11 protein-coding genes are annotated in these 13,558 nt (G+C 39.7%); 1 reads left to right on the top strand and 10 read right to left on the bottom strand.

Annotated elements, in window-relative coordinates; genetic code table 11:
- Positions 1-10 precede the first annotated feature (10 nt).
- The 9 genes from alaS to cymR form a co-directional block, all read right to left on the bottom strand.
- Entirely contained in the window at positions 11-2,647 is a 2,637-nt protein-coding gene (gene alaS, locus GD441_RS02075) for an alanine--tRNA ligase (protein WP_153123177.1), read from the bottom strand.
- A 349-nt stretch (positions 2,648-2,996) separates the two neighbouring features.
- Entirely contained in the window at positions 2,997-4,076 is a 1,080-nt protein-coding gene (locus tag GD441_RS02070; protein WP_153123175.1) for an AI-2E family transporter, read from the bottom strand.
- A gap of 252 nt (positions 4,077-4,328) precedes the next feature.
- Positions 4,329-4,517 (bottom strand): hypothetical protein, encoded by a 189-nt coding sequence (locus GD441_RS02065; protein ID WP_191992069.1) that lies wholly within the window; start codon positions 4,515-4,517, stop codon positions 4,329-4,331.
- 14 nt (positions 4,518-4,531) lie between these two features.
- The gene (locus GD441_RS02060; RefSeq protein ID WP_191992068.1) at positions 4,532-4,993 is read right to left on the bottom strand and encodes a PRC-barrel domain-containing protein; all 462 of its coding nucleotides are present in this window, start codon (positions 4,991-4,993) and stop codon (positions 4,532-4,534) included.
- Between the two features lie 28 nt (positions 4,994-5,021).
- Positions 5,022-7,421 (bottom strand): SF1B family DNA helicase RecD2, encoded by a 2,400-nt coding sequence (gene recD2, locus GD441_RS02055; protein WP_153123612.1) that lies wholly within the window; start codon positions 7,419-7,421, stop codon positions 5,022-5,024.
- Between the two features lie 50 nt (positions 7,422-7,471).
- Entirely contained in the window at positions 7,472-8,134 is a 663-nt protein-coding gene (locus GD441_RS02050) for a tetratricopeptide repeat protein (protein WP_153123609.1), read from the bottom strand.
- A 202-nt stretch (positions 8,135-8,336) separates the two neighbouring features.
- On the bottom strand, positions 8,337-9,452 hold the full coding sequence (mnmA, locus tag GD441_RS02045; protein ID WP_153123167.1) for a tRNA 2-thiouridine(34) synthase MnmA: 1,116 nt from the start codon (positions 9,450-9,452) through the stop codon (positions 8,337-8,339).
- A gap of 22 nt (positions 9,453-9,474) precedes the next feature.
- Positions 9,475-10,617: a cysteine desulfurase family protein gene (locus tag GD441_RS02040; protein ID WP_153123166.1), complete on the bottom strand. Its 1,143-nt coding sequence runs from the start codon at positions 10,615-10,617 to the stop codon at positions 9,475-9,477.
- Positions 10,618-10,639: 22 nt separating this feature from the next.
- Complete coding sequence (gene cymR / locus GD441_RS02035) at positions 10,640-11,059, bottom strand: cysteine metabolism transcriptional regulator CymR (RefSeq protein WP_153123164.1); 420 nt, start codon at positions 11,057-11,059, stop codon at positions 10,640-10,642.
- Between the two features lie 203 nt (positions 11,060-11,262).
- On the opposite strand from cymR, the gene GD441_RS02030 reads away from it, so the two are divergent.
- Entirely contained in the window at positions 11,263-12,552 is a 1,290-nt protein-coding gene (locus tag GD441_RS02030) for a replication-associated recombination protein A (RefSeq protein WP_153123162.1), read from the top strand.
- Positions 12,553-12,723: 171 nt separating this feature from the next.
- Here the strand turns inward: GD441_RS02030 and GD441_RS02025 are convergent, their stop codons facing one another.
- Positions 12,724-13,494 (bottom strand): tRNA threonylcarbamoyladenosine dehydratase, encoded by a 771-nt coding sequence (locus tag GD441_RS02025; RefSeq protein WP_153123160.1) that lies wholly within the window; start codon positions 13,492-13,494, stop codon positions 12,724-12,726.
- Positions 13,495-13,558: the final 64 nt, after the last annotated feature.

Raw genomic sequence — 13,558 nt, 5'->3', positions numbered from 1 at the left:
ATAAACCGTATTATGAAATGGATTTTACCCATTCTTCGGCAAAATTAAGCGCTGAATCTAATTGAGCAGGGTTTTTGCCGCCTGCCTGAGCCATGTCAGGACGACCGCCACCTCCGCCACCGCAGCGTGTAGCGACTTCTTTGATCAGCTTTCCTGCATGATAGCCTTTTGCAATTAAATCCTCTGTAACACCGGCAATTAAGTTCACTTTTTCCCCTTGAACAGAACCTAGGACAATAACAGCAGAACCAAGCTTTTTCTTTAGATCATCTACCATATTGCGCAGGTTATTCATATCGGTCGCTTGAACTTTTGCGGCAAGCAGTTTAACGCCATTCATCTCTTTCACTTCGTTCACGAGATTTCCTGCTTCAATGTTACCAAGCTTTGCTTTTAATGATTCGTTTTCCCTTTGAAGCTCTTTCATTTCACCAAGCAATCCTTCAATTCTCACAGGAAGATCTTTTGGATTTGCTTTTATTTTTTCAGCCGCATCCTTCAATATGGCAATTTGGTCTGTTAAAAGCTTGTATGCTGCAGCTCCCGTTACTGCTTCAATACGGCGTGTACCTGCTCCGATTCCGCTCTCAGAAACAATCTTAAAGAGACCGATCTCGGAAGTATTTGAAACATGACATCCTCCACAAAGTTCAATGCTGTAGTTGCCAACCTGTACAACACGAACAATTTCTCCGTATTTTTCACCGAAAAGAGCCATAGCCCCCATCGCTTTGGCTTCATCAATCTTTTTGTTTTCAATAACAACCGGAATGCTTTTCCAAATTTTTTCGTTGACGATTTCTTCAATTTTATCAAGTTCTTCAGGCTTCACTTGACCAAAATGGGAAAAGTCAAATCGTAAACGATCTCCTTGAACGAGTGAACCAGCTTGATTCACGTGCTCGCCTAATACATCCTTTAATGCACGATGTAAAAGATGCGTCGCTGTATGGTTTTTTACGATATGGCTACGGGATTGTGCATCCACAACTGAAACGACGCTTGCTCCTGTTTTAAGAATTCCTTTTTCCACCAGAACAGTGTGCAGGTTTTGACCGTTTGGTGCTTTTTGGACATCTTTTACTACAAGCTTCACATCTTCATTAACCATCGTTCCTTGGTCAGCGATCTGACCTCCGCTTTCCGCATAAAAAGGAGTTTGACTAAGAATGACATGAACTTCTTCTCCTTCATGTGCTTCCTCAACGAGCTCACTGTTTTTCACGATTGCTTCTACTGTACCTTCAGCTTCTAATTGATCATAGCCGACAAATGTGCTGGATACTTTTATATCACCAAGCACTCCACCTTGTATTTGCATAGAGTCCACATCCTGACGGGCTTTTCGTGCACGTTCACGTTGAGCTTCCATTTCCTTTTCAAAGCCGTCATGATCGACTGTCATGCCTTCTTCTTCAGCGTACTCTTCCGTTAATTCAACTGGGAAGCCGTATGTGTCATATAAGCGGAATACATCTTCCCCTTTAATCATTGAGCTTCCACTGGCTTTTTCCTTTTTGATGACTTCTGAAAGAATTTGAAGACCTTCGTTTAAAGTTTCGTGGAAACGTTCTTCTTCGTTTTTCACAACTTTTGCAATGAATTCTTGCTTTTCTTTTACTTCAGGATAGAAGTCATGCATGATTTCTCCTACAACTGGGACGAGCTCATACATAAACGGACGATGGATATTGATTTGTTTTGCATAACGAACTGCGCGACGTAATAGTCTTCTTAAAACATATCCACGACCTTCGTTTGAAGGAAGTGCTCCGTCACCAACTGCAAAGGTCACTGTACGAATGTGGTCAGCTATTACCTTGAATGCCACATCTTTTTCTTTGTCTACACGATATTTTTCTCCTGATATTTGTTCAGTGGCTTGAATGATTGGCATAAAAAGATCTGTGTCAAAGTTTGTTGGAACGTTTTGTACGACAGAAGCCATACGCTCAAGTCCCATCCCTGTATCAATGTTTTTCTTAGGAAGCGGTGTATAAGAACCGTCCGGATTATGGTTGAATTGGGAGAACACTAGGTTCCAAACTTCCAAATAACGTTCGTTTTCTCCACCAGGATATAGTTCTGGATCATTTGGGTCATCCCCGTATTCAGGACCTCTATCATAGAAAATTTCTGTATTAGGACCACTTGGACCTTCCCCAATATCCCAGAAGTTTCCTTCAAGACGAATAATTCGATCTTCAGGTATTCCGATTTTTTTATTCCAAATCTCAAAAGCTTCTTCATCTTCAGGGTGAATGGTTACAGAAAGCTTGTCTTTTTCAAAGCCAATCCATTTTTCATCGGTTAAAAATTCCCAGGCCCATGTAATAGCTTCTTCCTTAAAGTAATCTCCGATGGAAAAGTTACCGAGCATTTCAAAAAATGTGTGATGGCGTGCTGTTTTCCCTACGTTTTCGATATCATTTGTACGAATAGATTTTTGCGCATTTGTAATCCGTGGATTATCCGGGATTACACGACCATCAAAGTATTTTTTTAATGTAGCCACACCAGAGTTAATCCATAAAAGCGATGGATCGTCATGCGGAATGAGTGACGCACTTGGTTCAACACTATGTCCTTTTTCTTTAAAGAAATCGAGAAACATTTGGCGGATTTGAGCACCTGTTAGCTTCTTCATCATTTTTCCCTCCTAGTTTATGTAAGATTATGTAAAATCAACATAAAAAAATCTCCCATCCCCAAACAGGGACGAGAGACAAACTCGCGGTACCACCCTGATTATGGGCATAATTCTGCCCATCACCTCAAGATAACCTTAACGCGGTCAACGGCAGGTTTTGGCTGCACTCCGGATTAGCTTTCTGTTATCCTTCATCTAGGATTTCTTTCAGCCTGCGGAAATCCCTCTCTTGCGTGCTTAAGCACTCAGATGGACTATAACATACTCGATCCTTCAACGATTTGAAATATTTTGCTTATAAAATGGATTATAGGCAGAACAAATGCATTTGTCAATGTTTGTAGGATTATGGAGTTTTATTATAAGCATGCTTTTTTATAAAGTGTGCTTTTGCATGAACAATGGCAACCTTTAATATGGCTAAAAAAGGAACTGCAATGATTAATCCGATCACTCCGCCTATTTCTCCTCCAACGAGCAACGCAAATATAATGAAAAGCGGATGCATGTGAAGACTTTTTCCTACGATTAGAGGTGATAATATGTTTCCTTCCAAAAATTGAAGTCCAAAAACAATGATCGTTACCAACAGGACCATTTTTCCTGAAGTAGCTGCTGCAATGATGACAGCTGGAATCGCACCGATAATCGGACCAAAATAAGGAATCACGTTGGTAATGCCAATGATGATACCGAGCAGCAGCGGATATTTCAAATGAATAAACCAAAACAGCAACGTGGATAGGATGGCTATTGCTGTACATACCAGAAGCTGCCCTCGAATATAACTACCTAATGACTTTTCGACATCATGAAGGAATAAACCGATCTGCTTTCTCCAGCTTGCTGGAGTAATATACCAAGCACCCCGTTTTAAGTCTTTTAAATCCTTTAATATATAAAAGGCAATAAACGGAATGATTGCAATGAGAAAGATAAAATCCAGCACACCAGTAAGAGAACTCATCAGCTTTGAAAATAGTTGATCCATTCTTTGCTCGAAAAACACGATGCCGTCATCCAACTTTTTCTTAACACCTATCGGCCAGGAAGAGGTTCTTTCATCAAGCTTCACCCATAGCTCTCTATATTTCTCTGCAAAAACCGGTGCATTTTCGGATAAATCTTTCACTTGTTCAATCATAATCGGAATGCCCTTGTAAACTGCAAAACCAATGCTTCCAAAAAAAATCACGTATATGATGATAATAGCAAGTGATCGTTTCACACCCTTGTTATGTAAACTTTCTACCACCGGATGCAGTAAATAACTGATAAAGGCTGCAATCAAAAATGGTAAAAGGATGGTCATAGAGACTTGGAGGACAGGCAACCATAATGGTTTAAGCTTTAGGAAAACAAATACCACAACAAATAACAAAAGCAAAAATCCGAGTCGATAAAACCATTTCATCCGAATATCCAAAACGACGGCCTCCTTGTGCCGTTAGTGTTTGTGGAATAGATGCATTTCATTCAATTATTTTCCAAAAAAGAAGCTGACCCCAAAAAGAACTCTTTTTGTTTGGATCAGCCTCTTACTTTAAAATAGTGATTTTAATTTTCTAAGGATTTTCTAGAAAATTTCTTTGATGACATATAAGAAGCTGACATTGCACCAGCCCCAAAGCTCATCAGGGAAGATATGGACATTCTTTTCATTGTTCCATCCTCCATTTTACATGGGGAAGCGGCGATCTTCCTCAGTGAACAGATCATCAAGTGAGCTGAGACTACCATCCTCTTCCACTTGATGGGTGTGTATGATTCCGTTTGAAACAGACAATTCAATAAAACAATTCCAGCAGTAAAACTGGTTAACGCCTATCTTTCCAATATGCTTGCTAGAACAATTCGGACACTTCATCACAGTCGGACACCTCACTGAATTTCTTCAGAAATGACAATGGCATCCTTTCCTAGTGATGCAGGATTGTACATTGGAATTCTTTGCGTTCCATCCATTATATCGGAGAAGAAACCATTGGAAATTTCATATGCTACAATCGTGCCCAAATTTTCGTTGAAATATACATCCTCTAACATTCCGATTGTTTTACCTGAATGAGTCAGGACCATTTTGCCTGCTAAAGAATCGTTATGATGAAGTGTATATTTTATATCATTGTCCCATTCCTCGGATTGTAAATAGACACCGTTTTCCCCTATAGATGTAATACTTTGTAAAGGAATGACAACTGTTCTCTTGAAGATTGTAGGTCTTGTTAGGAGCAAACCCACCACTTTTCCGTCATCCGAAATGGAAAGATCACATATCTCCCCCATTTTTTTGCCGTCTTTAGAAAAGACAGGCAGTCCTTTTAATAATGAGAATGTTCGCAAAGTACACCACCCTTTCCGAACATTCTTATTATGCGTTTTCCTCCATGAAATCATAAGGTGTAACGTTTTCCATGCCAATCATCGGGTCCGTGTTAAATAACATGGCAAAATATTGTTCTGAAGGATCATCGGATTCTTCCATGTTAAGGGGTTCCTCATTTTTAAAGGTTGCTTTCAGCTTTTCTACAAGTGTTGTTTTCCTTGTGAGTTCGTTATTTCTCTCAACTCCTAAACGGAGTGCCTCTTCTTCGCCACAAAGAATTAAGAATTTTTTGCTGCGGGTAATGGCGGTATAAATTAAGTTCCTACGAAGCATACGGTAATAGCTTTTTACAGTCGGCAAAATGACAATTGGAAATTCACTTCCTTGAGATTTGTGAATGGAGCAGCAATAGGCATGCGTGATTTGTGAAAGATCCTGCTTTGTATAGGTTACCTCTATTCCGTCAAACGAAACGATGACCATATCTTGCTTTTCCGTGTTTTCTTTTGCGTATAGAATGGAAATCACTTCACCTATGTCACCATTATATACGCCACTTTCAGGCTGATTGACCAACTGAAGAACTTTATCACCGACACGATAGACAACATCTCCGTATGTCAACTCTCTTCTTTTGCCATCTGAGTTCGGATTAAAAATCTCTTGTAATAGCTTATTCAAATGATCAATGCCTGCTGGCCCACGGTACATGGGTGCGAGCACCTGTATATCCTTGGCTGTGTACCCCTTTTTCTTCGCGTTTTTCACGACCTTCTCAACAACTTCGGCTATTTGCGATGTACTGCAAGAAAAGAAGGAACGGTCTTTTTGCTGTTCTTTAATATTAGCTGGGAGACGACCTTTTTTGATTTCATGCGCTAATTCAATAATAGAGGAGCTTTCAGCTTGACGATAAATATGCTCCAATCTGACAGTTGGAATAACCTGTGAAACTAATAAATCCTTCAATACTTGGCCGGGTCCTACAGATGGCAGCTGGTCTTCGTCTCCCACCATAATTAACTGTATTTCGTCCGGCAAAGCTTTGAACAGCTGATTAGCTAAGTAGGTATCGACCATCGACATTTCATCAATAATGACAATTTTTCCTTCAATTGGATTGTCTTCATTCCGGCTAAAGCCTTCACTTCCGTTCCAGCCTAACAGACGGTGAATCGTGACAGCTGGCAATCCAGTTGATTCGCTCATCCGTTTTGCCGCCCGACCAGTAGGTGCAGCTAAAACGAAGGGAAAAGGATCGTCATTTTTATACGAATGGATATCAAGCGATACACCGTGAAGCTCCGCATAAAGCTCAACAATCCCTTTAATGACCGTTGTTTTTCCTGTCCCTGGTCCACCAGTCAAAATCATCACCGGCGACATTAATGCCGTTTGGATCGCTTCTTTCTGTGCAGGAGCATACTCTACATTCAGTCGTTCTTCAAGTTTTCCTAACGCCAGTAAAAATTCAGACTCAGGGAATTGATCTTTATATTGGGTTTGTGACAAAATTCTTTTTAAATTTGAAACGATTCCTTTTTCAGAAAAATAAAGAGAAGGTGAATAGATTCGTCTTTCCTCTATGATGACTTTCCCTTCTTCTTCAAGCTTTACAAGCTCTGCAGAAATCTCTGTGAATTCGATCGTGTCCCGTTTATTTTCCTCAAGTAACGCTTTCACCATAACAAGAAGCTCTTTTGCTTCTATGTATACATGGCCTTCTTGCATGCAATAGGTTTCGAGCGTATACAGACAAGCTGCTTTAATTCTGTCCGGATGACTGCCGCTAATTCCTAACTGAAAGCCTAACTCATCAGCTCTTCCAAACCCAATTCCCTCAATATCCTCTACCAGCTTATACGGGTTGGATTGAATAATACTAAGAGTATCTTGCTTATATACTTGATAAATTTTCAAAGAAAGCTGAGGTCCGAATCCATATTGATTAAGTCCAATCATGATTTGCTCTAATCCCTGATGCTCAACGAGAGTATCATATAAACTCTTTGCTTTTTCAGGAGCTAGCTTCGGAACAGAATCCAGGATCGAAGGGTTTTCCAAAATTTTCGAAATAGCGTTATCACCGATTGTCTCCACAATGGTTTCAGCCGTTTTTTTACCGATTCCTTTAAAAAGGGAGCTAGATAAATAGTTGATAATCCCGTCTTTCGTTTGGGGAAGATCTTTTTGAAAACGCTCAACATGAAACTGAAGCCCGAATCTCGGATGTTCTTTCAGCTTCCCGTAAAATATGTAGGTTTCATGCTCATAAATAGGAGGGAAGTATCCTGTAACAACGGCTTCTTTTTCGTCATATACCGCATTTGTTTCCTCTACCCTTATCCGAACAACGGAATAAAGGTTTTGCTCATTGTGGAAAATTGTAACGATATGCCGCCCTTTCATATAAATGTTATGTTGCTCTTCCTGAAACAGGTTCATAGAATGTTGCTGCAAGGTACTCCCTCCTCTCTGACATGACCTGAATTGGTTTACTCTTGAAGTGCTGCTTCAACCGTTTTCTTGCCGTTAGCAGCTAAGATATGGTCAGGCTGTATTTCTAGGGCCTTATTAAAATATTCTAAAGCTGTCTGCAGGTCTTCTTTATATCCTGCGTACGCCACGCCTAGATTATAATAAGCGTCTGAATGATTAGGATCTAATTTGATTACTTCGTTTAATTCTTGTATCAATTCTTCATAAAGCTCAGCATAGGCTAGACTCATTGCATACTGAAATCTTGCGTCCACATCATTAGGATTGAGCTCAACGCTTCTTTGTAGATAGGGCATGGCTAGCTTTGGCTGATCTAACGTTTGCAGCGTCATACCAAGCATGAAAAACGTATCGCTGTTTTCAAGTCCAGCCCGCAATGCTTTTTCAAACATATCCTTTGCTTCGATATATTTTTCCGATTCATATAAGAGATTACCAAGTGAGTAATATGCTGTACCTGCTTTTTCATCAAGAGAAATAGCCTTATTGAAAAAATTGATCGCCTTTTCTCTCTCTCCAACAGCTGTTAAAACGTTACCAAAATTTATATAAGCAACGGGATCATTCGGATTTTCCTCTATGGCTTCAGAAAACACTTTGACAGCGTCTTCCCATTTTCCTTCTTTCATATATTGAATACCTTGTTGGTTTTTATCCATAATCACTTCACACTCCAAAATTTCTACATAGAAGTATAACACAAATAATGATAAATCTGCATGAGGGCAAGAGGCTACCATTCGATCATTCAAGCTCGTTTAATTCCAGATTTTAACCCTTAACCTGCTATTCCGTGAAACAGTATAACAGAAAAAAGAGTGACTGGGGCATTTTGCCCTATAAAGTCACTCTTTCCCACCATTAGCCAACATATGTCAATTTTTCACCATTGCGGAAAATTTCATCGATTGTTCCGCCTCCAAGACACTCTTCTCCGTTATAAAATACAACAGCTTGTCCAGGAGTTACCGCACGGATTGGCTCATCAAAAACGACTTCTGCTTCACCGTTTTCAAGCACTTTTACAGTGACTTTGTTATCCTCCTGGCGATATCTGAATTTGGCCGTACAAGAAAATTCTTTTGGTTTCGGTTTATTGGATACCCAGCTAATATTTACTGCACGAATTGCATCAGAATACAGCTTTTCATTATGGAAGCCTTGTTCAACATATAATATATTTTTCTCTAAATCTTTTCCGACAACAAACCAAGGCTCTCCGCTTCCGCCAATACCAAGACCTTGGCGTTGTCCGATTGTATAATACATTAATCCATCGTGCTTTCCTTTTACTTCCCCAGCAAGTGTTTGCATAACACCTGGTTGTGCAGGCAAATAATTACTTAAAAACTCTTTAAAGTTGCGTTCACCGATAAAGCAAATGCCCGTTGAATCTTTTTTAGTTGCAGTCGCGAGTCCTGCTTCCTTAGCAATTTCACGAACCTTTGCTTTTTCAATGCCTCCGAGTGGGAACATGACCTTTTCAAGCTGATCTTGCGTCAGTTGATTTAAAAAATACGTTTGGTCTTTTTTTTCATCAACTCCGCGAAGCATTTTATATTCGCCATCACGGTATTCTACTCGTGCATAATGACCTGTCGCCAAATAGTCGGCCCCAAGGCTCATTGCATGCTCCAAGAAAGCTTTAAATTTAATTTCCTTATTACACATAACATCAGGGTTTGGTGTTCTCCCTGCTTTATATTCATCTAAAAAGTATGTGAACACCTTGTCCCAATATTGCTTTTCAAAGTTTACCGCATAATAGGGAATTCCAATTTGGTTGCACACTTTGATGACATCTTCATAATCCTCAGTGGCTGTACAGACGCCATTCTCATCTGTATCATCCCAATTTTTCATAAAAATACCTACAACATCATAGCCTTGCTGTTTAAGAAGTAAGGCAGCAACAGAAGAGTCGACCCCTCCTGACATACCTACGACGACACGGGTGTCTTGTGGTGCTTTTTTCATGTTTTCACCCACTTTCCTTCTTTTAGTTTGTTAATCGTTTTACAATTTTAGCAGTCTCACGAGCTGCTTTTTCAACATCTTCTAATGTATTATTTAGTCCAAAGCTAAATCGGATCGAATTTTTCCCACGGTCACTATCTGCTCCATACATGGCAACAAGTACATGGGAAGGATCAATGGAACCTGCTGTGCAAGCAGAACCACTTGAAGCAGCGATTCCAGCTAAGTCTAAATTCACAAGCATTGCTTCTACGTTTGTTCCAGGGAAGCTTACATTCAGAACGTGAGCCAGAGATTCTTCAAGCGTTCCATTAATACGGAATTCAATATTTTCTTCTTGAAAAACTTCTATCATTTTCTTTTTAAAAGAAACATATAAATCTTTTCGAGCTTCTATTGTTGACTGAGCAATGGAAACAGCCTTTGCAAACCCTGCTACTCCAGGAATATTTTCAGTACCGGCACGTCTTTTTCGTTCCTGCTCACCACCAAATAAAATCGGTGTAAGCTTAATTCCTTCCTTTGCAAAAAGAAAGCCGATTCCTTTAGGACCATTAATTTTATGAGCTGAAACAGATAAAAGGTCAATGTTTAACTCCTTAACATCGATCGAAACAATACCGTATGCTTGAACTGCATCGGTGTGAAAGACCGCTTGGTGCTCAGCAACGATCTTTCCAATTTCAGCGATATCCTGAATAGTACCAACCTCGTTATTCCCAAACATAATCGTTACAAGAATCGTGTCATCTCGTAATGCATTTTTCAAGTCCTGTAAGGAGATTTTTCCTTTTTCATTTACAGGCAAATACGTCACTTCGTAACCTCTGCGTTCAAGATGCTTACAAGCATTAAGTACTGCGTGGTGCTCTATAGAAGTAGTAATGATGTGTTTGCCTTTTTCTTTATATGCATCTGCTACGCCGAATATCGCGTAGTTATCTGCTTCTGTTCCGCCACTTGTTATAATGATTTCATTTGGTTTTGCTCCGATGCTTTTGGCAAGCGTTACTCTCGAATCGTCCAAAAGTTTCCTAGATTCTCTCCCGAAGAAATGAATGCTTGAAGCATTCCCAAAATTTTGTTCCATCACCCGAACCATTTCTTCAATGACCTGTGGATGCATGGGAGTTGTAGCAGCATGGTCGAGATAGATTCTTTCCACTATCTCTCCTCCTTTAATGAATTTAAATATAAAACATATATGAATCGCTATTTCCGTCATCGGAATAGCTTGCTAAGTCTTGTAAAGTTGTACTATCCAATACTTCTTTTACTGCGTCACGAATACGAATCCAAAGCTCACGTTTTGCCGGTTCCTCATCTTCAATTCCTTCCACAGGACTAATTGGGCCCTCTAAAACCCGAATGATATCCCCTGCAGTAATAGCATTTGGCTCTTTAGCTAAAACATACCCTCCATAGGCACCTCTTATACTTTTTACAAGTCCTGCATTTCTTAGCGGAGCAATCAATTGCTCCAAATAATGCTCCGACAAATCATGGGTTTGGGCGATTACTTTAAGCGAAGTTGGGCCTTCACCATGCTTTTTCGCTAGCTCAATCATAATCGTCAAGCCATAACGTCCTTTTGTCGATATTTTCATGAATTAAGCACCCCTATACGTATGAATTACAATTATATATAAAAATCCTCATGGATAAAAGTTAAAAGACTTGCAGACTTTTGGATTATAGCATACAACCAAGTGTATTGCATTTTCTCTATATTATACAATATGTTAAAGTATAGAAAACCGATTGTAATAGATAGATTTGTTACATTATATCATATTGGTGGAGATGAAAGATGACCATTAAACCACTTGCATATAGAATGCGACCAACCTCTATAGATGAAATCATTGGACAACAGCACTTAGTTGGTGAAGGAAAAATCATTCGGCGGATGGTAAAAGCTAAACAGCTCTCGAGTATGATTTTATATGGTCCGCCTGGAGTTGGAAAAACTTCCATCGCAAGCGCCATTGCCGGCAGTACAAAGTATGCCTTCCGTACTTTGAACGCAGTTACCAATCATAAAAAGGATTTGGAAATTGTAGCAGCAGAAGCAAAAATGTCAGGTAAGGTTATACTTCTCCTAGATGAGGTCCACAGACTTGACAAAGGCAAGCAGGATTTTCTTTTACCATACCTGGAAAATGGAAGTATTACGCTGATTGGCGCTACGACAAGCAATCCATATCATGCAATTAATCCAGCTATTCGAAGCAGGTGTCAAATTTTCGAATTAAAGCCTCTTACAATAGACGAAATTTATTTCGCTTTGGAAAGAGCTCTGCATGATGAAGAGCGTGGACTTGGAACCATAAAAACAGAGGTGAGCCATGAGGCACTTCTCCATTTAGCCACTGCTTCAAACGGTGACGTAAGAAGTGCATTAAATGCGTTAGAGCTGGCTGTTTCATCTACTGAACCAAATAATGAAGGCGTTATTGTTGTTGGTTTAAAAGATGCCGAAGAATGTATCCAAAAGAAAAGCTTTTCTCATGATAAGGACGGAGATGCCCACTATGATGTATTATCTGCGTTACAAAAATCCATTCGTGGCAGTGATGTCCATGCAGCTTTGCATTATATGGGAAGATTGATTGAAGCTGGCGATTTAGTGAGTATTGCTCGAAGATTAGTCGTTATCGCCTATGAGGACATCGGGCTAGCCAATCCGCAAGCTGGGCCGAGAACCTTAGCTGCTGTTGAAGCAGCGGAGCGCCTCGGGTTTCCGGAAGCACGTATTCCTCTAGCTAATGCAGTTATAGAGCTTTGCTTATCTCCAAAATCTAATTCGGCCTATCTTGCCATTGATGCAGCTCTGGCTGATATACGAAAAGGAATAAGCGGAGAGGTGCCTGATCATTTAAAGGATGCCCATTATCAAGGTGCACAAGACCTTGGTAGAGGCATTGACTATAAGTATCCTCACGATTATGAAAACGGATGGGTCGCACAGCAATATTTACCCGACTCAATAAAAAACAAAAAGTATTATCATCCAAAAACAACTGGCAAATTTGAACAAGCACTCGCAAGCGTTTACGAGAAAATTGAAAACGCCAGTGAAAAGGCTCGCAAAAAATAAACCAACTCCACCCGTTCCTCCATATGGGTGAAGTTTTTATCCCTCGGTTGAATCATTTTGAGATCGGGTTGAATTATTTTGAAAATCGGTTGAATTCTTTTCAGAACGGGTGGAATTCGAAATAAGAAAAATAAAAAAACCGGATAGAGGGATCCGGTTTTTTTAGCTTAATTATTTATTTTCATCGCTTACACGCATGATTTTCACGTCTTTTAAGATTTCCCGTACAACCCAGCTTGCTGCAATTAAGCCAACTACTGATGGTACAAAAGCGTTGGATGATGGAGGCATTTTCGCTTTACGAATGACTGCATTGTCTTTTCCAACTTCTTTTCTCACATCTTCACGAATGACAATTGGGCTTTCGTCAGAGAAAATAACAGGGATGCCTTTTTTAATGCCTTCTTTACGGAGCTTTGTGCGAATGACCTTAGCAATAGGATCTGTGTGTGTTTTTGAAATATCAGCAATTTGAAACCGTGTCGGATCCATTTTATTAGCAGCACCCATGCTTGAAATAATCGGGATGTTACGCTTTAGACACTCTTTCATTAAATGGATTTTATACGAAATGGTGTCAGATGCGTCAATGACATAATCAGGTTTATAGCTAAAAAATTCCTCGTATGTTTCCTCTGTATAAAACATTTTTAGTGAAATAACTTCACATTCTGGGTTAATATCTGCAATTCTTTCCTTCATTAAGTCGGCTTTAAATTTTCCAACTGTTGATAATAAAGCATGAAGCTGGCGGTTAATGTTTGTGATATCAACGTCATCTTTGTCCACAAGGATTAAACGCCCTATACCTGAACGAGCAAGGGCTTCTACAGCAAATGATCCCACTCCACCGATTCCTAAAATGGCAACACTTGTATTCTTTAACTTTTCAAGACCTTCTTTCCCTATGGCCAATTCATTACGAGAAAATTGATGCAACATGGTATTCAACTCCATTTATTTTTTCCAATACGTAATATATCACATCTACTTATTAATACAAGTA

Origin of the sequence: Peribacillus tepidiphilus, assembly GCF_009466385.1 — a bacterium.
GTDB lineage: Bacteria > Bacillota > Bacilli > Bacillales > DSM-1321 > Bacillus_BN > Bacillus_BN tepidiphilus.
The sequence above is the reverse complement of the archived record's forward strand: the minus strand, read 5'-3'. Positions and strand labels throughout refer to the sequence as shown.